14 protein-coding genes and 1 pseudogene are annotated in these 26,506 nt (G+C 68.7%); 10 read left to right on the top strand and 5 right to left on the bottom strand.

The window, feature by feature from the left end; all coding sequences use genetic code 11:
- Positions 1-195: 195 nt before the first annotated feature.
- Together ACF1FZ_RS14455 and ACF1FZ_RS14460 are read right to left on the bottom strand one after the other, a co-directional pair.
- Positions 196-2,667, bottom strand: a complete 2,472-nt coding sequence (locus ACF1FZ_RS14455) for an MFS transporter (protein ID WP_391773703.1) — start codon at positions 2,665-2,667, stop codon at positions 196-198.
- 201 nt (positions 2,668-2,868) lie between these two features.
- Entirely contained in the window at positions 2,869-3,312 is a 444-nt protein-coding gene (locus tag ACF1FZ_RS14460) for an SRPBCC family protein (protein WP_391773704.1), read from the bottom strand.
- A 148-nt stretch (positions 3,313-3,460) separates the two neighbouring features.
- On the opposite strand from ACF1FZ_RS14460, the gene ACF1FZ_RS14465 reads away from it, so the two are divergent.
- The 7 genes from ACF1FZ_RS14465 (at position 3,461) to ACF1FZ_RS14495 (ending at position 17,914) form a co-directional block, all read left to right on the top strand.
- On the top strand, positions 3,461-4,504 hold the full coding sequence (locus tag ACF1FZ_RS14465; RefSeq protein ID WP_391773705.1) for an Rv2578c family radical SAM protein: 1,044 nt from the start codon (positions 3,461-3,463) through the stop codon (positions 4,502-4,504).
- 126 nt (positions 4,505-4,630) lie between these two features.
- On the top strand, positions 4,631-6,226 hold the full coding sequence (locus tag ACF1FZ_RS14470; RefSeq protein ID WP_391773706.1) for an alpha/beta hydrolase: 1,596 nt from the start codon (positions 4,631-4,633) through the stop codon (positions 6,224-6,226).
- 444 nt (positions 6,227-6,670) lie between these two features.
- Entirely contained in the window at positions 6,671-7,837 is a 1,167-nt protein-coding gene (locus tag ACF1FZ_RS14475) for a protein kinase (RefSeq protein ID WP_391773707.1), read from the top strand.
- 70 nt (positions 7,838-7,907) lie between these two features.
- Positions 7,908-10,802 carry a DEAD/DEAH box helicase gene (locus ACF1FZ_RS14480; RefSeq protein WP_391773708.1) on the top strand — a complete coding sequence of 965 codons (2,895 nt, stop codon included), beginning with the start codon at positions 7,908-7,910 and terminating at the stop codon, positions 10,800-10,802.
- Positions 10,803-10,884: 82 nt separating this feature from the next.
- Positions 10,885-16,005 carry a class I SAM-dependent DNA methyltransferase gene (locus ACF1FZ_RS14485; RefSeq protein WP_391773709.1) on the top strand — a complete coding sequence of 1,707 codons (5,121 nt, stop codon included), beginning with the start codon at positions 10,885-10,887 and terminating at the stop codon, positions 16,003-16,005.
- Between the two features lie 38 nt (positions 16,006-16,043).
- Positions 16,044-17,267, top strand: coding sequence for an AAA family ATPase (locus tag ACF1FZ_RS14490; protein WP_391773710.1), 1,224 nt, complete (start codon positions 16,044-16,046; stop codon positions 17,265-17,267).
- A gap of 44 nt (positions 17,268-17,311) precedes the next feature.
- Positions 17,312-17,914 (top strand): hypothetical protein, encoded by a 603-nt coding sequence (locus ACF1FZ_RS14495; RefSeq protein ID WP_391773711.1) that lies wholly within the window; start codon positions 17,312-17,314, stop codon positions 17,912-17,914.
- 35 nt (positions 17,915-17,949) lie between these two features.
- Here ACF1FZ_RS14495 and ACF1FZ_RS14500 read toward each other — a convergent pair whose 3' ends face one another.
- Both ACF1FZ_RS14500 and ACF1FZ_RS14505 read right to left on the bottom strand, forming a co-directional pair.
- Positions 17,950-18,198, bottom strand: a complete 249-nt coding sequence (locus ACF1FZ_RS14500) for a DUF397 domain-containing protein (RefSeq protein ID WP_391773712.1) — start codon at positions 18,196-18,198, stop codon at positions 17,950-17,952.
- Positions 18,195-19,016 carry a helix-turn-helix domain-containing protein gene (locus ACF1FZ_RS14505; protein ID WP_391773713.1) on the bottom strand — a complete coding sequence of 274 codons (822 nt, stop codon included), beginning with the start codon at positions 19,014-19,016 and terminating at the stop codon, positions 18,195-18,197. The genes ACF1FZ_RS14500 and ACF1FZ_RS14505 overlap by 4 nt, the downstream gene beginning before the upstream one ends.
- 233 nt (positions 19,017-19,249) lie before the next feature.
- On the opposite strand from ACF1FZ_RS14505, the gene ACF1FZ_RS14510 reads away from it, so the two are divergent.
- Both ACF1FZ_RS14510 and ACF1FZ_RS14515 read left to right on the top strand, forming a co-directional pair.
- Entirely contained in the window at positions 19,250-19,699 is a 450-nt protein-coding gene (locus tag ACF1FZ_RS14510) for an ATP-binding protein (protein WP_391773714.1), read from the top strand.
- 282 nt (positions 19,700-19,981) lie between these two features.
- Entirely contained in the window at positions 19,982-21,295 is a 1,314-nt protein-coding gene (locus ACF1FZ_RS14515) for a hypothetical protein (RefSeq protein WP_391773715.1), read from the top strand.
- Between the two features lie 173 nt (positions 21,296-21,468).
- Here ACF1FZ_RS14515 and ACF1FZ_RS14520 read toward each other — a convergent pair.
- A pseudogene (locus ACF1FZ_RS14520) lies at positions 21,469-21,661 on the bottom strand (ISAzo13 family transposase); the annotation flags it as partial.
- A gap of 105 nt (positions 21,662-21,766) precedes the next feature.
- Here ACF1FZ_RS14520 and ACF1FZ_RS14525 point away from each other — a divergent pair.
- A complete protein-coding gene (locus ACF1FZ_RS14525; RefSeq protein WP_391773716.1) occupies positions 21,767-26,497 on the top strand; it encodes a DUF6531 domain-containing protein in 4,731 nt (1,576 codons plus the stop codon).
- Positions 26,498-26,506: the final 9 nt, after the last annotated feature.

A 26,506-nucleotide genomic window follows, 5' to 3' on the forward strand; every position in this document is an offset into this window, starting at 1 on the left:
CATCACGGTGATGTGCAGCGCCTTCCGTGCCGCGTCCCGCGGGAGCCCGAGCAGGTCCACGAGCTGGTCCTCGCGTGGGTGCTGGTCGCGGTCACGGTGGTGTGCTTCGGCTGGGTCGAGGACCTCGCGGCGGGCCGGAAGCCCCGCTGCCGCCGTGAGGTCCCGGGGTGTGCGGGTGTTCCCGCACACCCCGGCTCATCCTCGGTCCTCGTGTCCCAGCCGGAGGTCGCGTTCGGTCCGTCCCCCTCCGGGGAGCTGGAGCACGGTGGCGACCGGTGGATAACCGGCGGCGATCACGGTGTACTCACCGGTCGACAGGTCCACGAAACGGAACGCCCCGTCGGAGCCGGTGGTCAGGGTGCCGACCACATTGCCCGCCGCGTCCAGCAGCGTGACCCTGGCATCCTCGACGGCCCGCCCGCCGGGGGCCCGTACGATTCCGCGCAGCACGGCGCCGCCCGCCAGCTCGATGTCCTGCCTGGTCTCCCGGGCCGCCTGCACACTGACCGGGAGAGCCGCGGAGCGGAAGGCCGGGGCGCTGGCCGCCAGGGTGTATTCACCGGCCACCAGCTCGCTGATGACGTAGGCGCCTTCGCGCCCGGTGCGGGTGGTCGCGACGACTTCTCCCCGCACGTCGGTGAGGGTGACCGCCGCGTCGCGGACCGGGGCGCCGTCGGGTGTGGCGACCGCGCCGGCGAGCCGCCCCGCCCCTCCCAGGACCACGTCGAGCTCCACCGGCCGGTCGCCGGCCGTGACGCTGACGGCCTGCGGCTGATGCCCGCCGGCTGCGGCGATCAGTACATAGGAACCCGCTGCGGGCGCGCTCAGCGCGTACCGCCCGTCGTCACCGCTCGCGCCCCGCCCCACCTGCCGCCCGTGTACGTCGATGAGGGTGAGCGCCGCCCGCCCCACCTTCGTGCCGTCGGGATGCTGGACACATCCGCGCACCGGGAGCCCGGAGAGGGGGCCGGACTGCGGCGGGCCGGGGTCGGTGCGGGCGGCGGGGACCGTGGGGGGCGCCACGGCCGGGTCGGGGGCCGTCTGCGGGATGTGGTGGGACACCAGCGGTTTCTCCTTGAGGAAGAAGGCGAGGAACAGGCCGAGCAGAAGCACCGGCACCAGGTAGAGGAAGATCCGCGGCATCGCGTCGGCGTACGCCTGGATGTAGGCGTCACGCAGCGCGGGCTCCATGGCGTGGACCAGCTGCGGGGTGATCGACTCCGGGTCGGGCAGGTCGGCCCCGGAGGGGAGCCGCACCCCGAGCGCGTCCGAGAGCCTCCCCGCGAACAGGGTGCCGAAGACCGCGGCGCCGACACTGCCGCCGATCTGCCGGAAGTAGTTGTGCGCACTGGTGGCGGTACCGAGATCGGACGGGCGTACGGAGTTCTGCACGGCCAGCACCAGGACGGACATGACGAGACCGATCCCGACACCCAGCACGGCCTGCCAGATCCCGTACTCCAGGGCCGAGGTGCCGGTGCCGAGGAGTGAGAGCAGCCACATGCCGACGGCCGACACGGCTCCGCCGACCAGCGGGTGGACACGGTAGCGGCCGGTGCGCGAGACCAGGTGTCCCGAGACGACGGAGGAGATGACGATGCCGCCCATCATCGGCAGCATCAGCAGACCGGACTCGGTGGCGGACACACCCTCGACCATCTGGAGGTAGGTCGGCAGGTAGCTGGCGGCCCCGAAGAGCGCGACCCCGACGACCGCGCCCACCAGCGAGGTGATGGTGAACACCGGGTCACGGAAGAGGCGCAGCGGAATGACGGGTTCGGCGGCCCGGTGCTCGACGACGAGGAAGAGCAGGGTCGTTCCGGCGGCCCCGGCGGCGAGTCCCAGGATGGTCCGCGAGCCCCACGCGTACTCCGTACCGCCCCAGCTCGTGAGCAGCACCAGGCAGGTCGAGGCGGCGGCCAGGAGCAGCGCGCCCAGCACGTCGAGGCGTGGGCGGGCGGCCGGCTTGGGCAGTTTCAGCACGAGCGCGATGACGGCGAGGGTGACGAGGCCGAACGGCACGTTGATGTAGAAGCACCAGCGCCAGGAGGCGTGGTCGGTGAAGAAGCCGCCGAGAAGCGGTCCGGCGACGGAGGCGACACCGAAGACCGCCCCGATGAGGCCCATGTAGCGGCCCCGCTCCCTGGCCGGGACGATGTCGGCGATGATCGCCTGGACGCCGATCATGAGTCCGCCGCCGCCGATGCCCTGGACGGCCCGGAAGGCGATGAGTTCGTCCATGGTGCGCGACCAGCCCGCGAGGGCGGACCCGATGACGAACACGATGATCGCGAACTGGAAGACGCTCTTACGGCCGAAGAGGTCGCCGAGCTTCCCGTAGAGCGGCAGGCCGATGGTGGAGGCGAGCAGATAGGCGGTGACCGCCCAGGACATCTTGTCCAGTCCGTGCAGCTCGCCGACGATCTTCGGCAGGGCCGTGGCGACGATCATCTGGTCGAGCGCCGCGAGCAGCAGGGTGAGCATCAGCCCGAGGAAGACCAGCCGGATCCGGCGGGGGCCGGTCTCCTCCGGCGCGGACGGTCCCGCGGCGGACGGCGGCCGGGGCGGCTCGGACTGCGCCCCGGCGCCGGGCTCCGCCCGGGGGCCGGGCGGCCTGCACTCCGCACCTCCCGGTTCGTCCTCCACCAGAGTGATCCCACCCACCACGTGACGCTCCCCTCATCGCAGCTGCGCCGCTCATTTCTCGCATCAGGCGGTGAGGCGGGGCAAACGCGACCAGGCGCGCCGCACGGCGCGCACAGAGGGCTTATGCGCCGGTGGGAGGCGCGGGGACGCGCAACCGGCCACCCCGGAGAACCACTCGTTCCGGTGAGGCCGGCCGCAGCGTCAACAGCGGGGGGAACGGGCTTACTTCTCGACCTCGGTGGCGAGGTTCTGCAGCAGTTCGTCGTAGATCCGGCCGAGCCCCTTGGGCGCGAAGGTCTTCTCGAAGAACCCGCCGATGCCGCCGGCGCCGTTCCACACGGTCGTGACGACGGCCCTGGACTTCCCCTCGCCTGCCGGGGTGACGGTCCAGGTGGTGACCATCGAGGAGTTGCGGTCCTTCTCGACCAGCTGTCCGTCGGTGGGCTCGGTGACCTCGAGCAGGCAGTCGCGGACCCGCTTGCTGGTGGCCTGGAGCTTCCAGTGGACGAGGGTGCCCTCCCCGTCCCCGCCCTCGCGCACCTCGTACTCGCTGAAGTGCCCGGTCAGCACCTTGCCCCGGACCTCCTTGTAGTCGGCCAGCGCATCGAACACCGTCTCTGCGTTCGCCGCGATGATCCGCTCCGTCGTGGCCTCGACCTGCGCCATGCCTGCTCCTCCAGCACTCGGTTGTTCGGGGTGCTGCTGAGCCAACCACCTCGGGTACGGCCCCTCAAAATCGAGCCCCGCACGCCGCCGCACCCGATCAAGGGAACACGTGTTCTATTCTCGGCGGAGTACTACCAAGGAGGCGTGCATGCGCTGGGACAGTTCGGCGGAGAACATCACAAAGGAAGGGAGCGGCGCCCTCTTCGCCGCGGACGCGGTGACCACACGTACCTTCGACAGCCCGGAACTCAGGGGGATCACCTTCCACGAGATCCGGGCCCGCTCGATCGTGAACCGGGTGCCCGGGGCCTCCCGCATGCCGTTCGAATGGACTGTGAACCCGTACCAGGGCTGCTCCCACGCCTGCGTGTACTGCTTCGCCCGCAAGGCCCACAGCCGTCTCGGCCTGGACACCGGTCCCGGCTTCGACTCCCAGATCGTCGTCAAGGTCAACGCCGCCGAGCTGCTGGGCCGGCACCTGTCCTCCCGCCGGTGGCACGGCCAGCACATCGCGATGGGCACGAACGTCGACTGCTACCAGCGCGCGGAGGGCCGCTACCGGCTGATGCCCGGCATCCTCGCGGCGCTGCGTGATCACGCGAACCCCTTCTCCGTCCTCACGAAGGGCACCCTGATCCTGCGCGACCTCGACCTGCTGCGACAGGCTGCGGAGGTCACCGAGGTCGGCGTCTGCGTCTCCGTCGGATCCACCGACCCCGGCCTGTGGCGCACGGTCGAGCCGGGAACCCCTTCCCCCGAACGCCGCCTGGACGTCGTCCGCGCCATGGCGGACCACGGAATCGGCTGCGGGGTGCTGATGGCCCCGGTCATCCCCTTCCTCGGCGACCACCCCGACCAGCTGCGCGCCACGGTCCGGGCCGTCGCCACCGCCGGGGCGACCTCGGTCACGCCGCTCGTCCTGCACCTGCGGCCCGGCGCCCGCGAGTGGTTCATGCAGTGGCTCGCACACCACCATCCGCACCTGGTGCGCCGGTACGAACGGCTGTACGCGGACGGGGCCTACGCGCCGACCTGGTACCAGCGGGGCATCACCCGCCGGGTGCACGAGCTGGCGACCGAGTTCGGCATCGGCCCCGCGGACCGGGGCGGCGCCCGCCGTGTCGTCCGCGAGTCCCCCGCACCCCGCACGGACGGCCACGCGCCCGGACCCGCCCGGCTGACCCTGCTCTGACCGCTCGGTCTCCCTGCCCGAACGGGTCAACTCCGGACGACACGTGACCTTCCGTGTCCGGATCCGGGAAGCATGCGGCGGGGGCTGTGCCACCCACAGCCGCGTTCCCCGACCCCGGGAGGCCATATGACGAAACGTGCAGGAATTCTGATCGCCGTGGGCGCCACGGTCGCCGGTCTGGTGACAGCCGCGCCGTCCACCGCGTCCGCACCCCCCGCCGCGTCCGCCGACGCGGGTCCGGCCGCCTCGCGCGCCGCGCTGAAGTGGACCGGCTGCGGGACGAAGTCGTATCCGGCCCTGCAGTGCGCGACCGTCCGCACACCGCTCGACCACGACGACCCGGCGGGCCGGCAGGTCACCCTCGCCCTTTCCCGGATCCCGCACACGGCGAAGACCTCGCAGGGTCCGCTGCTGGTCAATCCCGGCGGCCCGGGCGGCAGCGGGCTTCCCATGGCCGGTTTCGTGGCGTCCTCGCTGCCCGGCGAGCTCGCCGCGCAGTACGACGTGATCGGGTTCGACCCGCGCGGTGTAGGGAGGAGCACTCCCGCCCTGGACTGCGCGCCCGGGCACTTCGCGCCCGTACGCCCCGACACCGTGCCGGACTCCTACGAGGCGGAGACCACCGCGCGCAACCGGGCCGCGTCCTTCGCCGCCGCCTGCGACGAGAAGCACGGCGACCTGCTGCCGTACATGGACACCGTCAGTACCGCGAAAGACCTCGACGTCATCCGCCAGGCCCTCGCCGCACCGCGGATCAGCTACTTCGGTTACTCCTACGGCACCTACCTGGGCGCGGTCTACGCCAAGTTGTTCCCCGAGCGCGTACGCCGTCTGGTGCTGGACTCCGCCGTCGACCCGGACGGCGTCTGGTACGAGGACAACCTGGCCCAGGACCACGCGTTCGACGCCCGCCACAAGGCCTTCGCCGCATGGGTCGCGAAGAACGACGCCGCGTACGGGCTCGGCAGCGACCCGGCCGCGGTGGAAGCCGCGTGGTACCGGATGCGCGACGCCGTGAAGAAACGGCCCGCGGCCGGCAAGGTCGGGCCCGGCGAACTCGAGGACACCTTCATCCCGGGCGGTTACTACAACGGCTACTGGCCGCGTCTCGCCGAGGCGTTCTCGGCGTACGTGAACGACGGGGACCAGGAGGAACTCGCCACCGCGTACGAGGACTTCGCCGCAGTCGACAGGAGCGGGGACAACGGGTACTCCGTCTACACGGCCGTGCAGTGCCGCGATGCCGGCTGGCCCCGGAACTGGAGCACCTGGCGCGGCGACACCTGGCAGGCACACCGCAAGGCACCCTTCATGGCGTGGAACAACACCTGGTACAACGCCCCGTGTGCCGCGTGGCCCGTAAAGCCGCTGGAGCCCGTCCGGGTCGCCAACGACAGGATTCCGCCCGCTCTGGTCCTCCAGGCCACCGACGACGCGGCCACTCCCTACGAGGGCGGAGTCACCATGAGCCGCCGGCTCAAGGGCTCCGGCCTCGTCGTCGAGCAGGGCGGCGGCAACCACGGCATCACGCTGAGCGGCAACGACTGCCTGGACGCCCACCTGGTGGCCTACCTCACCGACGGCACCCTCCCGGACGGCGGCGGCAGCGGTCCGGACGCGGTGTGCGAGGCCCTGCCCGATCCGAAGCCCGCTCCGGCCACGAAGGCGGGCGCCGACATGAGGGGAAAGACACTGCACGGCCTGCTCGGTTTCCGCGGCTGAGGGACGACGGGCCCCGCGCCGGGGGTACGCCAGGACGGGCCGCGTGACCACACGCCCCGATCCCGCGTACGCCCCGGCGTAAGGGATACCCGCTACGCATGGCTCGTCGTCAGCTACGGGAGGGCAACGGCGCGTCAGGAGAGGGAAGAAGGGCTCGCGAAACCGTCAGCTCGGTACGGGAGGTGCTGCCTGGCGCATACCGTCGCCGCCTCGGCTCCGCGACGGATTTCGGCAGAAGCTCGACGCCGGCGAAGGCGCGTAGGCGGCCCGGTTCACAGACGACTCCACGACCCCGGGAATCGACGGTCGGAGCAGCCCCGCGAAACAGACCCTCCGAGCTTCGTCGATCGATTACCGTATCCATGCGGACATACGGACAATCCGCCTGATCAGGCCGTCATGGTGACGCCACGGGCGAGCCGAGGAAGAGGACCGAGGACCGACGTGCAGACCACTCCCCTCAGCCCCGAGGACCCTGCGGAACTCGGTGGCTTCGAGCTGCTCGGGCGGATCGGTCACGGAGGCATGGGGCAGGTCTTCCTCGGTGAGTCCCAGGGCGGCGAGCCTGCAGCCGTGAAGGTGATCAAGCCGGCGGTGGTGGACTCCGAGTCGCGGCAGCGTTTCGCGCAGGAGATCGAGATCCTCAAGACCGTGTGGGGCCCGCGCATCGCTGCCTTCCTCGGCGCGGATCCCGAGGCGGAGCAGCCCTGGCTGGCGACCGAGTACGTGGACGGTCCGGACCTCGGCAAGCACGTCACGACGCACGGCCCCCTGCCGTCGCTCCTCGTCGCCTCACTCGGTGCGACCCTCGCCGAGGCGCTGGCCTCGGTGCACACGCAGGGGCTGCTGCACCGCGACCTCAAGCCGGCGAACATCCTGCTCGGCCCCAACGGCCCCAAGGTCATCGACTTCGGGCTCGCTGTCTTCACCGAGTCGAACGTGTCACTCACCGCGCCCAACCAGGTGGTCGGTACCCCGGTCTGCATGGCCCCGGAGCAGGCGGCCGGCGTCAAACCACTCACCGGCGCGGTCGACGTGTACGCACTCGGTGCCCTGCTCCTGTACGCGGCGACCGAGCACTACCCGTACCAGGGAGCGACCCCGTTCGTGGTCTTCCACCAGACGACCGACCCGAACACTCTCCCCGACCTCAGCGGTCTCCCCGCCGAGCTCACCCCGCTGCTGACGGCGATGCTCGCCCAGGACCCCACGGAGCGACCGGCACTTTCCGAGGTCGTCAGCCGTTGCAGGGCGGTCATCGAGGCCCAGGGCATGAAGGTCGCGCAGGCCCGCCGCAAGTTGACCGCGTACACGGCGAGCACCGCACCGCACAACGTCGCCCCCGAGCCCCTGCCCGAGCCCACCGTGCCGCCGACGGTGCCGTTCGCGGACCTGCGCACGATCACAGCTGCCGAGCCCGCACCACAACTGCCGGAGCCCACGGTGGAATCGCCCGCTCCCACCGCACAGGAACCGCAGCCACAGCCGGTGACCCCGGCCCCGAGCACACGTCGCCGCGTGCCCGCCCCCCGCACGCTGCGCCACTCCGCCCAGGCCCGCAGGACCGCCGAACAGCTTCGCAAGGCCTACGCGGCGAAGACCCCGTTCTGACCGACGGCCGCGGGGAGAGCCGCGCCCCGGCACCACAGCCACACCACCATCACCGTCCAGGAGGCCGCGGGTGACCGCCGACCAGAGCACCACCACCACGTCGAGCGACAAGGACGCCCAGTACCCGCCGGGCGCCCAGATCCTCGTACGCGACGAGGTGTGGCTCGTGCGGACCACCACCCGCACCGAGCACGACGGCGCCCGGATCGAGGCCGTGGGCGCCTCGGAGTTCGTGCGCGACCGGGAGGCGGTCTTCTTCACCGAGCTGGACCGCGTCGAGCTGATCGACCCGCGTGAGACCGACCTCGTACGCGACGACTCACCGAACTTCCGCCGCTCGCGCCTCTTCCTGGAAGCGGTGCTCCGCAAGACGGCCCTGCCCCAGTCGGAGCGCGGTCTGGCGCTGGCGGACCAGTTCCTGATGGACGCGCTCCCCTACCAGCAGCGCCCGGCCGAGCTCGCCCTCTCCGGCCGCAACCTGCGTCCCCGCTTGCTGATCGCGGACGTCGTCGGTCTCGGGAAGACTCTGGAAATCGGGCTGACCCTCGCGGAGTTGATCCGCCGGGGCCGCGGTGAGCGCATTCTCGTCGTCACCCCGCAGCATGTCCTCGAACAGTTCCAGCACGAGCTGTGGACCCGGTTCGCGATTCCGCTGATCCGCCTGGACTCGGTGGGCATCGAGCGCATCCAGCGTGAGATCCCGGCCGGGCGGAACCCGTTCACGTACTTCAAGCGCGTGATCGTCTCCGTCGACACCCTGAAGAACACCGACCAGTACAAGCACCACCTGGAGCGGATCAACTGGGACGCGGTCGTCATCGACGAGTCGCACAACCTCATCAACAAGGGCTCCCTGCGCAACCAGCTCGCCCAGATCCTCGCCCCGCGCACCGACGCCCTGATCCTGGCCTCCGCGACCCCGCACAACGGCAACGCCCGCTCGTTCGCGGAGCTGATCTCCCTCCTCGACCCGGCGGCGATCAGGGACGCGGAGAACTACCGCGCCGACGACATCAAGCACCTCTTCATCCGGCGTACGAAGGTCAGCCCCGAGGTCCGCGACCAGATGAAGGGCCAGTGGGCGGACCGCGGCCCCTCACAGTCCGTGCGCTGCTCCGCCACCCCGGCGGAGGAGAAGATCTTCGAGGAGCTGGCCGAGGTCTGGCTCCCGGCGGACGGCCGCCCGTCGGTGAGTGATGTCCCCCTCTTCCCCTACACGCTTCTCAAATCGTTCCTCTCCTCGCATGCGGCACTGAAGGCGACCGTCGCCGCGCGCATCAAGACGTTGGAGAAGAAGAACGCTCCTCAAGGCACGGCGGCCGAGATGGCGGCGCTGTATCGACTCCGCGAGCTCGCGGCCGGTATGACGGAGGCCGACTCGGCGAAGTTCGCCGCGCTCGTCGAGCAGTTGAAGGCCATCGGGGTCGGCCCGAAGTCGGACGCACGCGCCGTCGTCTTCTCCGAGCGCGTGCAGACCTTGGAGTGGCTGCGCACCGTGGTCCCGGCCGCGCTCGGCTTCCGTACCGGCAAGGCCGCCGAAGCAGCCGCCCGCGTCATGCACGGCGGGCTCTCCGACGAGCAGCAGATGAGTTGCGTGGAGGACTTCGGGCTCGCCGACACCCCCGTACGCATGCTGTTCACCGGTGACGTGGCCTCCGAGGGTGTCAACCTGCACCGCCAGTGCCACCAGCTCATCCATTACGACGTGCCGTGGTCGCTGATCCGCATCGAGCAGCGCAACGGCCGTATCGACCGCTACGGGCAGGCACACCAGCCGCAGTTCCGCGCACTGATCCTCACCAGTGAGGTGGAGGGCGCGAAGGACGACACCCTCGTCGCCGAGCGCCTGCTGGACCGTGAGGACGAGGCCCATCGGGCGCTGGGGACGGCGGAGGCGGTGTCCGGGCTGTACCGCGCGGAGGCCGAGGAGAAGTCCCTCATCCAGGACCTGCTGCGCGGGCGCACGGTCGACGAGTCGCTCGCTGCCCACAACGCCTCATCGGCCGACGACGACGCGGGCATGGACGACTTCCTGGCGGACTTCTTCGGTTCGGTGGGGGACGAGACTCACGCGGAGCCGGACGGTTCAGATCCCGCGCAGGCCGGGCACGGCGGCGGAAGCGTGCCGCAGGCGCGTGTGCCCCGGCTGTTCACCTCCACCCGCGAGTTCTTCGACGAGGCGCTGCGCGAGGTGTTCCCCGACGCGCAGGACCGGCTGGATCTGTCCATGGACCAGGAGTCGGGCCTGATCTCGTTCCGGCCTCCCGCCGACCTCGTCCACCGTATGAAGGCTCTCCCGCTGGACTACGTACGCGAGCAGCGTCTGCGCGAACGCCTCCTGGTGACGCTCAACCGCCGCCTGGCCGAGCACTCCCTCCAGCGTGCCCGCGAGTCCTCGACGTCGAGCTGGCCGGAGATCTCGCTGCTCACGGAGCTGCACCCGGTGGTGGAGTGGCTGACCGACAAGGTCCTGGTACGCCTCAACCGCCAGGAGGCGCCGGTCGTCACGGCGGCGGTCGACCGCGCGACGTACCTCGTCCAGGGCATCTACTCCAACGCGCTCGGCCGGCCGACCGTCGTCAAGTGGATGGCGGTCACCGGTGACGGCGCGGTCGACGACGACATGGTGGCCGTCCTGCACCGGGCCGGAGTGGGCCCGTCGATGGCCAACCCGATGCAGGCGCACGACACCGCGCGGCTGCGCGAAGCGGTCCCGGACGTCCTGCACGCCGCGGAGGCGTTCCTGGAGGAGCACCGCGAGGCCTGGGACGAGCCGCTGCGCGAGCCCATCGAGAAGTACAAGCAGCGGTTGGGCGAGTGGAAGCAGCCGACCCTCGCGGAGGGTGGCGCGTCACTCGCGGGCGACCACGCGAAGGAGCGTCTCGCCTCGCTGGCCGACTCGCTCCTCACCACCGGCCGCCCGATGCTGCGGGTGCTGGCCGTCCTGGCACCGACGGCGTCATGAACCCCGCCGTCACGCCGGCCTCCGCACGCCGGTCATCGCCCCTTCTTCCCTCCGCCTCCCGTTCCCGCGAAGGTTCTGACTGATGACGTACGACTCCTTGATGAACCGCGGTGAGTACTTCTCCGCGCACTATCTGGCCGAGGTCCTGCCCAAGGACCTCAAGTCCGGGCTGCTCGCGGAGTGGAAGCAGCGCGAGGACGAGGCGGCGGAGGCGCTGAAGGCAGCCGCCGAGGCATCCGGCGCCGAGGCGGAGCCGGCCCCCGATGCGCTGCCGGTCACTCCGCGCGCCGGGCTGCGCGCCCTGCGCCGCCCGTACTTCCGGGCGCGTTCGTACTTCGCCCTCGGTGAGGAGCACGACGCCACGGAGTCCTCGGCGGCAGCGAGTGACGACGACACCGTCACGTACGCGTCCCCGGAGTGGCGGGAGCGCGTACGCGCACTGAACGCGGATGTCCTGCGCGCCCTCGGTTTCGACGCCAAGCCGCGCACGATCACCGTGGAGCGGGCGGAGCAGGCGTACGAAGTGCGGGTCGCCCACTTCGAGAAGGGCCTCGTCGCCCTGGACTGCGGCTGGTCCGCCGAACCGGACGCCGCCCTCGACCCGAACGGCCCCGGCCGTCTGCTGGAGCAGCTGGTCCTGGACGGCCAGCACCGGGTGACGACGGGCTCCAAGCTCGCCTCCTTCCTCTTCGCCTGCGAGGACGCCCCTCGCTATGTCCTGCTGCTGGTCGGCGGTGTCGTCGTCCTCGCGGACCGTGCGGCCTGGGGCGAGGGCCGGTACCTGGCGGTATCGCTGGACGCCGCCCTGGAGCGCAACGACACCAAGGCCGGTGGCGAGCTCGACACCGTGGCGGCCCTGTTCGGCGCGGACTCGCTCCGTACGCCGGAGGAGGGCGGCGAGAACCCGCTCGCCGGACTGGTCGACAAGTCGACGAAGCACGCGGTCGGCGTGTCCAGCGAACTCCGCGACGGCCTGCGGATCAGCGTCGAGCTCATCGCCAACGAGATCCTGGAGCGCCTGCGCGAGCAGGGCGTCCGCCCGGAGGACGTCAAGGAACTCCCCGAGCTGGGACGCCAGCTGACCCGCGAGTCGCTGCGCTTCCTCTACCGCATCCTGTTCCTGCTGTACGCGGAGGCCCGCCCCGAGCTCGGCATCCTGCCCTCCGACTACCCCGAGTACCAGCAGGGCTACGGCCTGGCCCGCCTCGGTGACCTGGTCGCGGAGCAGGACCTGGTGGATGAGAAGTCCCGCCGCGGCTTCTACCTGTACGAGTCCCTGGACCTCCTGTTTCGCAAGGTCCAGGAGGGCTACCGCCCGCGCCGCACCCACGGGGCGCCCTCGGCCGATGCAGCTGACGAGAAGGCGTCCGAGGACCTGGGCCTGCGCTTCGAGCCGCTGCACTCCAAGCTGTTCGAGCAGGAGTCCATCAAGCTGATCGGCGAGCGCGCCGTCCCGGACCCCCGCCACGACGCGGACGAGCCCGGCTCGGAACGCTTCCTGGACACCCGTCTGCGCAACGCCACCCTGTACCGCGTGCTGCGCCTGCTGATGCTCACGCGCGGCAAGCGCAAGGAGCGCGGCGGCTTCATCTCGTACGCCCAGCTCGGCATCAACCAGCTGGGCGCGGTGTACGAGGGCCTGATGTCGTACTCCGGTTTCGTCGCCGGCGAGGAGCTGTACGAGGTCGCGAAGAACGGCGACCCGAAGGACGGCTCCTGGCTGGTCCCGTCCTCGCGGGCCGACGAGTACGCCGACTCCGTGTACGTCCGGGAGCGCGACGAGTACACCGGCGAGGAGCGGCGCGTCCGCCACGCCCCGGGTTCGTTCGTCTACCGCCTCTCCGGCCGCGACCGCCAGACCTCGGCCTCGTACTACACCCCGGAGTCCCTGACCAAGGTCACCGTCCAGCTGGCGCTCCAGCACCGCTTGGACCAGGACGACACGGTGACTCCCGCGCGGGAGATGCTGGACTGGAAGATCTGCGAGCCGGCGCTGGGTTCGGGGGCGTTCCTCAACGAGGCGATCAACCAGGTGGCGGCGGAGTATCTGCGGCGCCGTCAGGACGAGTTGGGCGTCGCGATCGATACGGAGAAGTACGCGCAGGAGCTCCAGAAGGCGAAGGCGTACATCGCCCTGCACAACTCCTACGGCGTCGACCTCAACGAGACGGCCGTCGAGCTGGCCGAGGTGTCGCTGTGGCTGAACACGATGCACCCCGGCATGGAGGCCCCGTGGTTCGGCCTGCACCTGCGGCGCGGCAACTCGCTGATCGGCGGGCGGCGTGAGGTGTACGGCCCGGAGCGCCTGAAGAAGGGCGGCTGGCTGGGCACCACCCCGGAACGCTTCCCGCTGGCGGACGCGGTGGCCGGTGCGGAGCTCCCGGAGGGGGCGGTGCACCACTTCCTGCTCCCGGCGAAGGAGTGGGGCGCGGTCGCGGCCGAGAAGGAGGCCAGGGCGCTGGCGCCCGAGGCGGCGAAGGCGCTGGGCGCGTGGCGGAAGGCGATCACGAAGTCCCCGAGCGCGAAGCAGACAGCACGGTTGCAGGGGCTGGCGCGGCGGGCGGAGTACCTGTGGGGCCTGGTGGTGCGCCGCCTGGAGATCTCGGAGCGGGACATCTCGCGCCGGATCGACGTGTGGGGCGCGGAGGAGGGCTGGCTGCGGTCGCCGGAGGTCGCGGTGCAGCGCGAGAAGGTGCTGGACGACCTGGAGGCGGTGGACACCCCGTACTGGCGGCTGAAGACGCTGATGGACACGTGGTGCGCGCTGTGGTTCTGGCCGGTGCAGGAGGCCGCGCTGCTGGACGGCTCGGCCGAGCAGTACGCCCGGCCGGCCGAGGTCGCGGGCGTCACGGCGGACCACGAGTCCGGCGTGCTCATGTCCTGGGAGACGGACGACCTGTTCGGCGAGACGACGGACACGCGTGAGCTGACCCGGGAGTCGGTGGAGCGGCGACGCGGGACGGGCCGCCGGAAGGAGCAGATCCGGGAGCAGAGGCGCCCGGTGATACCACTGGCGGCGCTGGAGGACTGGCTGGACTTCGCGGAGTCGCTGCTGGGCACGCAGGAGGTCCCGTCGGACTCGCTGGTGGCGTCGTTCTCGACGCTGGACGAGCTGGAACCGTACGAGGACGCGCTGCCCGAGCTGATGGGGATGGACCGGGCGCACTGGCTGGAGAACCGGTTCCCGTGGGTGGCGGTTGCGGGGGATGTGGCGGCGCGGCAGGGGTTCTTCCACTGGGAGCTGGAGTACGCGCAGGTCTTTGCGCGGGGTGGGTACGACTTGCAGGTGGGGAATCCGCCTTGGGTGCGGCCGCGGTGGGCGGAGGACCTGGTGCTGGCTGAGCTGGAGCCATGGTTCGCGCTAGTGGAAAACCCCGGGGTGACAGAATGGCGGCTACGAAAAGAGGAGAAACTGCAAGCCATAGGCGACAGCACCTACTACCTAAACGAGCTGTCCAGCAATACTGGCGCAGCAATGTCAATGGGATCAAATTCCACCTACCCTTTGATCGCCGGCACCCAACCAAATCTATATCGGGCGTTCATGTGTCAGTCATGGAACAATCTGGCGCATGGAGGAATTTCAGGACTCGTACATCCAGTTACACACTTTAGCGGGACCCTGGAGGGGCCGCTGCGCGCGGCAGCATACCGAAGGCTACGCTTCCAAGCGCATTTCATGAACTCCCTATTTCTTTTCGACATCAGGGATCGAAACGAGTTCGGAGTGAATATTTATGGGGGCGATAGCGAAGTCAACTTTAAACACATGAGCTGGCTATTCACCCCAGAAACGATCATAGAGTCGATGACACACTCAGGCGACGGGCCCATCCCCGGAACAAAATTCAACAGAAAATGGGATGTGAGACCCCATCAAGCCCGCCTGGTGCAAGTTGATGCCGACCGACTAACACAGTGGAATCAGCTATCCGGAGAACGGGGGATTCCAGACTCTCAAGCATCTCTTCTCTACCCTGTCACAACCGATGAACAGGGAGCAATCACAGCTCTTTCCAAAGTCCACCAGCGCCTATCTTCCTACCTCCCTCGGATCAGCTCGGGCTATCACGAGAAAATGGGGAAGCAACACGGATTTATTAAATGGGACACCGCCATCCCTGAAAATCTAACGGACACGGTACTGCAGGGCCCTCACTTTTCAGGCGCCACGCCCTTCAACAAGCAACCAAACATCCCCTGCCTGAACAAGAACGACTGGACATCTTGGGATCTTACAAAAATTCCAGCGATTTTGACTCCGGTAACAAACTATAAGCGCGCCTGCCCTGCCGACGACTACGTTGCCGCCCAGGACCGTTGGGACGGCCGCCCCTACACTCAGTTTTTCCGACTGGCCTGGCGTCGTATGATTCCATCCTCCAATGAACGGAGCTTGTTCGCCGCCCTAATCCCGCCTGGCCCCGCTCACATTGACGCCGTGCATTCAATGGCACTGGAAGACAACCGCCTGACTGTCCTCAACTCGGGTTTCTGGGCATCCCTGCCTCTGGACTATCTACTTCGAATCACGGGCCGTTCGGACCTCCGGGTAGCCGAAGCCCTCAAAATGCCCGCCGCGTATTCCGCTCATCCTCTAGCCACGTCGCTACTGATCCGATCTCTGCGCCTCAACTGCCTCACCACCGCCTACTCGTCTCTCTGGGAAGAACTTTTCCACCCCACCTGGCCCGGCTACGAGAACTGGGCCAATCCCACCTGGCCCAACCTCGCTCCGCTCGCCTCTTCCCTCACCCCCACCTGGCAATATGGCACTCCCCTCCGCACCGAATACGAGCGCCGCGCGGCCCTCGTAGAGCTCGACGCGCTCGTCTCCGTCTGGCTCGGCATCACCGCCGACCAGCTCGTTGCGATCTACAAGTCCCGGTACCCCGTCCTCTCCGACTACGAGTCCGAGATGTACTTCGACGCACACGGCCACAAGATCGCCCGCAATCACAACACCTACGGTCACGGCCAGACCAAGCAGGATTACCTCGATCTCCTAGATCACCTCGCCTCCCCCACCACCACCCCACCCCCCACCGGCTACACCGTCCCCTTCTACAAGGCCGACCGCGAAACCGAAATGCGTGCCGCCCACGCCCACTTCCAAGCCCGCCTGGACGCCGAGATCGCCGCAGGCCGCTGGTCCCCGCCCGAGCCGGCCCTCACCCCGGAAAGCACGCCCGTCCCGGAATGACATGACCGCCGCCCCACTCACCCGATAGGTTCGCGACCATGCCCGGCCGTCTGCTCGAACTCCACGTGGAGAACTTCCGCAGTCTCCGAGACGTGACCGTCCCCCTCGGCCCCCTCACCGTCCTGGTGGGGCCGAACGGGGTCGGCAAGTCCAACCTGCTGAAGGTCTTCGACCTGCTCTCGGACATCATCCGCACGGACCTTCAGCCCGCCCTTGACGCCCGGGGCGGCTTCGACGAGGTCGCGTTCTGGGGTGGTCCGAAGCCGCCCACGTCCATGACGATCCGCCTCAAGGCAACGTGGACGACTCACGCGAGCGTCAACGCACCCGACGAGTACGAGCTCACCGTCCGCCGCCGCAAGCTCCGCAGCAGCGAGGAGGCCTACAGCCTGTCCCGGATCGAGAGCTTCCAGTTCAAGCGCACGCAAGGGCGTGGCCGACGTATCACCGTCTCCGGCGAGGAGGCCAAGGTCGTCGACAAGCGGGCCGGGAAGGAATCCGACAGCGGAAGCTTCGGCATCCAGCGGCTGAGCAGTGGTCTGTCCACCCTGCCGCGCCTGGCCAGTTCGGACGGCGGCGAAGAGGTCTCCAAGGTCGCCCAGCAGCTCTCCACGTTCCGGGTGTTCGACGTCGACGTACCCGCCGCGCGACTTCCTGCCCGCCTCCGCCGCAGCCGCTTCTTCGATCTCTCACCGGACGCGGACAACCTCGCGGAGTTCCTCTACTACCTCAGCTCCGCAGAGGAGACCTGGCAGGACCTGGTAGCCGACGCCCGGACCGTGCTGCCGCAGCTCGACGACATCGAGTTCGCCAGGCTCGGCGGCTCCGCCGACCAGGTGACCGTCATCCTCCGCGAACGAGGCCTGCGCCGGCCGACCCCGCTGGCCGACGCCTCATACGGAACCGTCCGCCTGCTCGGCCTCCTCGCCATGCTCTACGACCCGGACCCGCCGGCCCTCACCTGCGTCGAGGAAATCGACCACGGCCTGCACCCCCAGGCCCTGGAACTGATCGTTGAACGCCTCCGCGAGGCCTCCACACGCAGCCAGTTCCTCGTCGCCACCCACTCCCCTGCCTTGGTGGACCGGCTGGAACCCGAGGAGTTCATCGTCTGCGACCGCGACGAGGACGGGGCCTCGATCATCCCGGCTCTCACCACGGACGAGGTCCATGCCATCGTCGAGGAGTCCGGTGACCAACCACTCGGCGACCTGTGGTTCTCCGGCGTGCTCGGAGGCGACCTCACCGGCGGTGAACTGTGAGCCGTAGGGCACCGCTCATCCCCCGCCAGGGCCGAGGTGTCATCGTGCTCGCGGGTGAGGACGCCAACGACTGCGACATCCTGGCGTCGATCATCCGCCAGCACCACCCGAACCTGGGCTCGGCGAAGATCGTGCGCATCAATGACCCGGTGCGCTTGAAGAAGAAAACCGGACGCGAACTCGCCACAGCAGTGAGCACGCTGGTCGGCAAGGCCAAGGGCAAGGCGCTCCAGCAGCGCGGCCCGCTGGTCGGCCTGGCCGTCCACGAAGACCTGGACGGCTTCACGGACAACCGCTACCGCACCGTACGCAAGACACTGTCCGAGGAGCTCTCCCGCCAGAGCCCTTGCGATGCGGCACTCGCTCTGGCGGCCTGGGAGTCGGAGGCGTGGTTACTCCTCTTCCCTGGAGCGTTTCCGCACGTTCGCCCGCGCTGGAAGGTGCCGGCCCAGCTACGTGGGAATGACACGGGGATGCTCAAGGACCCCAAGGAGACGCTGAAGACCAAGCTCGGCTCGCCCACCTTCCGCGAGAGCGACGGTGCGCTGATCGCGAAGACCGCGTACGAGCGAGGGCTGCTCGCCAAGCCTCAGGGCAAGAACCGCTCGTACGACGACTTCGTGGCTGAGCTGACTACGTGGGGCTGAGGGGCCGGGCGGGCTGATTCGCCGCCCAGCCTGCCTCACACCTCGCGGGCGAACTTGATGAACGCAGTCCAAGTCGACGGAGCGAGGGCCAGGCCGGGGCGTGTGATGTCCTTCGAGTCGCGAACGTGTACAGCGTGCGGGCAGTCAGCTACCTCAACACACTCCCCGCCCTCTTCGCTGCTGTAGCTGGACTTGTGCCAGGCCATCGCAACCTCAATGCATTCGCCGCCGCCACCGCTGCTGTAACTGCTCTTGAACCACGCCAGTTCAGAGTTGAGGCTCATGTCTCTCCCAGCAACTTCTCGACGAAGGACAGCGACTCACGGGGAGTGAGCGCCTGAGACCGAAGAATCGCGTAACGAGCGTCCAGCTCTCGAACCTTCGGGTTCCCCGTGTACAAGCGACTGTCGTCCTGTACCTCGGTATAGGCAATCCTCCGCTCTTCCGCTGTGTCGATCAAGTTGAACGGCCCGCCCATTGCACCGTGGTCCTCTCGATCCACAGGCATCACCTGAACCTCCACGTTGCGCTTCCTGCCAATGAGCAGGATCTGCTCCAACTGGCCCCGCAGCACTGACTGGCCGCCAGATGGTCTGCGGAGTACAGGCTCCTCAATGATGAAGCTGAGTAGTGGAACTGGGCGCCGGGAGAAGATCTCGTGGCGCGCCAAACGAGCACTGACGCGCTGCTCAATCACCTCGTCGTCGAGCAACGGACGCTGCATCCGGAAGATCGCCCGCGCATACTCCTCAGTCTGCAACAGCCCTGGTACTACCTGGTTCGCGTACACGTGCAGCTCCAATGCACTTGCCTCCAGCCGTGCCGCATCGCGGAAGAATGCCGGATACCGCGCCCGAGCCACCTCCGCCTTCATCGCAATGAGCAGCCCGCCCGCCCCCAGCACCTCGTCCGCCCGGTCGATCATCTCCGGCTTCGGGATACGCCGCCCCAGCTCCACCGAGGCGATCTGGTCCTCCCCGTACCCCAGCCGCGACCCCAACTCGGCCCGCGTGAGGCCCTCCCTCTCCCGCAGCAGCCTCAGCTGCATCCCGAAGCACCGCAGGAATCCCACGGCTCCGTCGTCCCGTTCCGTCTCCGCCATCGCTCACCCCACCACGTACACCGCGCACACTCTGTCGGTCCCAAAACTACGCACAGCAACCACGCCCCGTACCCGAATCCGTCCCGCTCCCCCGAACGAGCGCTCCGCGTCACCCACCCGCCCGCCGACCGGCCTGTCAACGGTGTACGCAAGCCCCAGCAGCCCGTACAACCGGCCCCCGTACAAGCGTTTCTGCTGGTGAACGCGGTGCAGGTCCCGCCAACCTCACTCCCATGACTTCCTCCCCCACCGCCTCGCACAAGAGCGCGCCACCGCACACCGGCCACGAGTTCGTCATGCGCTTCACGTCCACCCCGCGCGGTGCCCGCCTCGCCCGGCTCCTCGTAGGTGAACGGCTGGACGCCTGGGGCATCCCCTACCGTTCCCCCGCCCACGAGACGCTCTCGCTCATCACCGGCGAGCTCTGCGCCAACGCCGTGCAGCACGGCCACGTCCCAGGACGCGACTTCCGCGTACGCCTGACCGTGACGGCGGAGGCACTCCGCATCGAGGTGACCGACACCCGTACCGAGCGCCGCCCCGTCGGCACCCGTCGGCCCGCCACCCCGCCCCCGGACTCCGAGACCGGCCGCGGGCTCTTCCTCGTCGAGCACCTGGCCACCCGCTGGGGTGTCACTCCACGCGTCGGCGCACCTGGCAAGACGGTCTGGGCCGAGCTGTGAAGGAGCCGCCTGGGGCTCGATAGGGCGTTCGTGCGACCGCCGGCCCGTCCTGCCCGTATCTCCGTGCCCGGTTCCGAGACCGACCGCTTTGTGCGCAGGGCGTTCGCACGTCCGCGGATCACGTAGATTAACTGCGTTCAGGGGGAGTTGGGCCGGTCGGCCTCGGGGCAGGCAAGAGGCCAGTGATCATCAGCGTTTCCGTGCCGGTTGATCACATGAGGGTTCATGCCGTTCCTGTCGGGCGTCAGCCGTAGGCGGCTGTGGGCGTACAAGGGGGAGACGATGATTGACTACCGCAAGGCACCAGCCGTTCCGGTGTGGACACTCGCAACGGGTGACGTCCGGGTGCCCGCAGTGGCCGGTGACGGGCCGATGACGGCTGAGCGCCTGGGCGAACTGCGTAGTGTGCTGGCCGCCCTGGCCGACGAGCCGATCGCCACGCTTGAGGTGCATCCGCTGCCCGGCGACCTCGACCGCAGCCGAGGCATCCCGCTCGATGCCGTGAGTCCCCTGGCACAGCACCTGTCGCAGCTCGTCACGCGGACAGCGCGGAACTCCTCCGCGGCGGCTACGGCGACCTCTGCCGGCGAGAACCTGTATCGCATGGTGGTTCCGGCGAAGGTCGCCGCCCAGCTCGGCCAGGGCACCCTTCGCCCGATGGTGTCGAAGGCGGTGGCCGGTGGCATCCGCGGCCCACTCGTGGACGGCGGGGGCCGCATCGCCGCCGGTGTGACGTTCGTGCCGGTCGGCAAGGCGGCAGCGGCGGGCGCAGCCGGTGGGGCCGGCGCGACGGCCGGTGTCGCGGCCGCCGGCAGCGCGGCGCTCACCGTGGCCGCCCCGCTCGTGCTCATGGCCGTGGCGGTGGGGGTGAGCGCACATGCCGACCGCCAGCGCCAGCAGGCCATCGAACACATCACGGAGCTGCTGGAGCAACTGCACGAAGAGAAGCTCGATGACGAGCACAGTGAACTCGACGGCTGCCGCGATGCCATCGACAAAGCGACCGCCATCCTGCTCGACCAGGGCAAGCTCGGTGTCTCGCTGGGGCTGGACTCGGCGGTGCATGCCATCAACACAGCGCTGGGCAGGGCTGATCGCCGCCTCGCCCGGTGGCGGAGTGCACTCGACAAGCTGCCCGACGGCGAGGCCGTCGAGATCGCCGCGCTGACCAAGTCGTTCCCCGGCATCGACGACCAGGGAGGCACCTTCCGCGCCCACCTGGAACTCGCTTCTCTGGCCCTTGCGCTGAAGCGACGGGTCATCGTCCTGCAAGCCGTCGAGCATGCCCAGAACGACCCTGGCAACCTGTTCGAGAGCTTCACCCGCGCACTGCGGCGCGACCAACAGCGCCTTGACGAACTGGAGTCGGGCATCGCCGGTGTCCTGGTGCGTCTGTCGGCGTTGGAGCTGGCCCGCCCGAACGGTTTGCGGCCCGTCTTCACGCCCGGTGAAGTCGATCGCCTGATGCGCGCGACCCACCGGATTCACCAGCTGGGCGATGGCATCACGGTCAACAGCCGCGCGACGGACGTGGCGATCGAGATCGCCCGCAACAGGGACGGCTCAGTGGTCGTGTTCCCCGCGCTGCCCGTCTGAGGGCTCTCGAGAAGACGACTCCGCGAGTTAGTGCTCGGGGCGTGGTGTCGGGCTGCGGCCGGCGATGGCGTGGAGTTGCTCGGTGGAGGTCGCTGCGAGCGGACCGGCGGGGATGACGTGGTCGAGTGCGGCGAGGGCAGGGGCGGCATCCCGGAGAGTGGTGCCGACCCGGTGCTGATCACGGGCTGGCCGGCCTGGGTGAGCTCTCCGGCCTGATCGTTGATGTAGCGGAACTGGCATCGCGGTCGGGGTGCCGGGCCCCTCGGGTGTGCGCGAGGTGCCTTGCAAGGAGAAGCCCTCCGCCTCGGGAAGGGCGACCACCGTGTCGTGCCCGATGCGGTGCCCCTGGAGCGATAGCTCCCTCGCCGGCGCCCCAGCACCAGGTCTGCCCGTCTCTCCCGATCGCGCAGGGCATGGCGGGCAATCGTATGGTGGGTCGAGCTGATGATCTGTCAATCGGGGGTTTGCATCGTGGGGTACACGATTCCTGAGGGTGTCGACACGATGCTCGATGTGGTCGGTGTGGGCTGGCCGAATGTCGACGAGGACGCGTACCGCGATATGGCGGACGCACTGCGGGAGTTCGGCGATGACGCGGACGACGATGCGTACGCCGCGTACCAGCACATCCAGAAGCTGTTGGCGAGCGGCCAGAGCGAGTCGTTGGCCGCTCTGGACGCGCACTGGTCGAAGGTGCAGGGCAAGCACAAGGATCTGGCGAAGGCGGCGCGGCTCGTCGCGGGTGCGCTGGACCGGGTCGCCGACATCATCGTGGCCCGGAAGATAGCCGCTGTGGCCGAACTGGCCGATCTGTGTGCGACGGTGGGGATCACGCTGGCGTTCGCTCCACTGACCGCCGGGCTGTCGACGCTCCTGGCCGGCGCGAAGATCGCAGCTACCCGAATCGCCTTCAAGCGCATCCTGAAGGAGATGGCTGAGGCTGCCGTATCGGAGATCGTCGCGACGCTCACCGAGCCGGCGGTCGCCGCGATCGAGAACATAGTCGCGGACCTGGCTGTGCAGACCGCGCTGAACGTCGCGGGTGTGCAAGACGGTTACAACACCGGGCAGACGGCGCAGGCAGGCAAGGACGCGCTGCAGATCAACTCGGTGGGTGGGTCCGGTGGTCCGGGTTCCGGTGGCGGCCCGGTGATCGACCACGATGCGCACAGCAAGGCCGGAATGCACCTGGCCGGCGTACAGATCACGATGCGTGAGAAGACGGGCGGCAAACTCGGCAAGGCCAAGGGGCACCACGGCCGGGCCAAGGGCAAGGACTCCCTGACCGCCGTACTCGACACCACTATCGACGGGGTGGTGGAGAAGCTCGGAAAGGCGCTCGGTGATCTCGGCGACCACGTGGGCAAGACGGTGCCCGAACGCATCGCCAAGAGTTCCAAGACGCACAAGGACACCGACCACGACATCCGTGACGGCCTGAACAAGATCACTTCGGGCGACGGCAAGGACGACGACGGTCGCCGTGGCGCCGTGCGGGATCGGCCGGCCCGTAGGGGCGGCGGGACACGCCTCAAGCCGGCTTCCCTCGACGGCGCCAGGGACAACACCCGCCGTCACGCCATCTCCCTGGAGAAGAAGACCTGCAAGAACGATCCGGTCGATGTCGCCACCGGCGAGATGGCACTGCCCCAGATCGATCTCGTGCTCCCTGGCACCCTGCCCCTCGTGCTGCGCCGTACCCATCTGTCCGACTACCGCTGGGGCAGCTGGTTCGGACGCAGCTGGGCTTCCACCCTGGACGAACGCATCGAGCTGGACCCCAGGGGGCAGGGCGCGGTCTGGGCGCGCGAGGACGGGTCGTTGCTCGTCTATCCGCGGCTGCCGGTCCCGGATGACGTGGAGGGAGTTCTGCCGATCGAGGGGCCTCGTCTGCCCCTGGCCCATGTCGGGCGGGACGACGCATCCGCGACGACCTACTGCATAACAGATGAGTCGGCAGGGGCTACGCGCTACTTCACGGGCAGCCCTTACAAGGAGTCGACCGCGTACTGGCTGAGCGAGGTCGAGGACCGCAATCACAACGGCATCACGTTCGTCCGGCGCAGTGATGGAGCTCCGGTCCGGGTCATACATGACGGCGGCTACCAGGTTGCGTTGTGCGTCGACGACGACCGGGTGACCGAGCTGTCGCTGCGGACACCCGAAGGGCCCGTCACCGTACGGCATTACGGCTACGACAGTGAGGGCAACCTCGACGCGGTCATCAACTCCTCCGGCCTGCCCATGCGGTTCACCTACGACTCGGACGCCCGCATCACCTCCTGGACCGACCGCAACGAGTCCACGTTCCGGTACGTCTACGATGCCGTCGGCCGGGTTGTCAGGACGATCGGCCCGGACGGCATGCTCTCCTCCACGTTCGCCTACGAGACGCCCCCCGAAGCGGCTGGGGGGACGACCCGGTACACGGACTCGACCGGCGCCACCAGCGTCTTCCACTGCGATGACCGGCTTCAGGTCGTGGCTGCGACCGACCCGCTCGGTGCCACGCAGAGGAGCGAGTACGACGAGTCCGGCCGGCTCCTGACCCACACGGACGCCCACGGGGCGACTTCCCGGCAGAGCTACGACGATGACGGCCGGCCGGTCGAACTGCTGAGGGCGGACGGTCACCGCACGACCGTCACCTACGACAGCCACGGACTCCTGGCCTCCCTGACCGAACCTGACGGAGCGAGGTGGCTGCACAGCTACGACGAGAGGGGTAACCGCACTGCTCTCACGGATCCGAGCGGGGCCACCACGCACTACACGGTGGACCCCCGGGGCGCCGTGACCGCCGTGACCAATGCTCTGGGCGAGCGGGTGGAGATCACTCGGAACGGAGCCGGGCTCCCCCTGAGTGTCGCCGACGCGTCCGGGACCGTGCGTCGTTACACCTACGATCCCTTCGGCCGCCCGATACTCGTCGCCGGCCGTGAGAAGACCGACGCGACCCGGCTGGAGTGGTCGGTGGACGGTTGGCTCGTACGCCGGACCGACCCCGACGGAAGCTCCGAGCAATGGGAGTTCGACGGTGAGGGCAACTGCACCCTGTACACCGATCCGCTCGGAGCGACAGCGCGTACCGAATACACGCACTTCGATCTGCCGACCGCCCGGATCACACCTGGCGACGCGCGCCACACCTTCACGTACGACACCGAACGACGGCTGATCGAGGTCACCGATCCGCGGTCCCTCTCGTGGACATATGACTACGACGCGGCTGGGCAGTTGATCAGCGAGACCGATTTCGACGGTCGTACCACGACCTATGCCTACGACGACGTCGGCCGTCTCACGCGGCGGACCAATGCCGCCGGCCAGGCCGTTGCCTACCGCTACTCCGCCTCCGGGCAGCTGACCGGCAAAAGTGTCGACGGGCGCGAGATTCACTTCAACAATGACGCGTGCGGACGTCTGGTCCATGCTGTCGGTCCCGATGCCACGCTGGCCTACCGCTATGACGCCGTGGGCCGCATTGTCGAGGAGACCGTGGACGGCAGGACGCTCTCCACCGACTGCGACGCGGTGGGCCGCCGTACGCACCGTACGACTCCGCTGGGTATCGCGACCACGTATGCATACGACCCGACGGGAAACTTCGAGACAGTGACGGCATCCGGCCGCACTCTTTCTTTCGAACACGACGCGGCCGGCCGCGAGATCCGCCGTACGCTGGATGACCGCCTCGCCCTGACCTACAGCTGGGACCAGGCGGGTCGGCTCTCCGCGCAGACCGTCACCTCCGACCGATCCGTGCAACCGGCGATCGACCGCACATACGCGTATCGAAGGGACGGTCACCTGACGGGCGTGACCGATCTATACGCGGGCCACCGCGCCTTCACCCTCGACGGGGCCGGCCGTGTCACGGCCGTCGAGGCCGAGAACTGGACGGAGCGGTACGCCTACGACGCATCCGGTAATCAGACGCACGCCTCGTGGCCTGACAAGCACCCCGGGAGCGAGGGCCGGGGAGCTCGCAAGTACACCGGAAGCAACCTGGTGAGTGCCGGCGGTATCCGTTACGAACACGATGCCCAAGGGCGCGTGGTGGTGCGCCGGAAGAGCCGCCTGTCGCGTAAGCCCGACACCTGGCTGTACACCTGGGATGCCGAAGACCATCTCACGTCCGTCACCACCCCCGACGGCACCCGCTGGTGCTATCTGTACGACCCATTGGGCCGCCGCATCGCCAAGCAGCGCCTCGACGCTGACGGAACTGTGGCCGAGGAGACCCGCTTCACCTGGGACGGAACCACCCTCACCGAACAGACGACCTCCGCCGCCGGCTCCCCCGAGCTCATCACGCTCACCTGGGACCACGATGGCCAGGCACCACTCGTGCAGACGGAAACCAAAACCCTGGCCGGGGCCCCGCAAGAATCGATCGACCAGCGGTTCTTCGCGATCGTCACCGACCAGGTGGGCACCCCGACCGAGCTGGTCGACGAACACGGCACCGTGGCCTGGCGAACCAGGGCCACCCTGTGGGGCACCACCACCTGGAACCGGGACGCGGACGCCTATACGCCGTTGCGTTTTCCCGGCCAGTACTACGACCCGGAAACGGAACTCCACCACAACTACTTCCGCCACTACGACCCGCAGACCGCTCGCTACCTCAGCCTTGACCCGCTCGGACTCGACGCCGCGCCGAACCCCCACACCTACGTCGAGAACCCGCACACCCTGACAGATCCCCTGGGTCTCGCGCCGTGCGACGAGAGCGACGTCAGCTGGGGCGGCCGCGTACGCTACGGACGCCCCGGGCCGGGCGGACGGGCAAGCACCATGCGCGCAACGATTGAGGCGGATATGACAGGCGGACAGACCAACCCGAGCGCGAAGGTGGCGGGCTACGTGAAGTACAAGAAGCTGAACAAGACCCATCTGCTCGGCGCGCAGATCGGTGGCTCGAACAAGGACTCGCGAAACTTCGTCACGATGCACCGCTTCGCCAACTCCCCAGTCATGCGAAAAGTCGAGGACCAGATCAGGGCGGCCGTCGACAAGCGAGGGGAAACCATCGAGTACTCCGTCACGCCCGTCTACCGGACCAACGACCCCACCGACGTCGTGCCGATCGGGCTGACCATCGAAGCCCGGGGCAACAAGGGTTTCAGCTTCACGCCCTACGAAGGCGGCAGCAACACCAACACCGTCACTATCCTGAACGTCCCCAAACGCGTCTGACCCGGTACA

It is taken from the genome of Streptomyces sp. NPDC014623, assembly GCF_043088245.1.
Classification (GTDB): Bacteria; Actinomycetota; Actinomycetes; order Streptomycetales; family Streptomycetaceae; genus Streptomyces.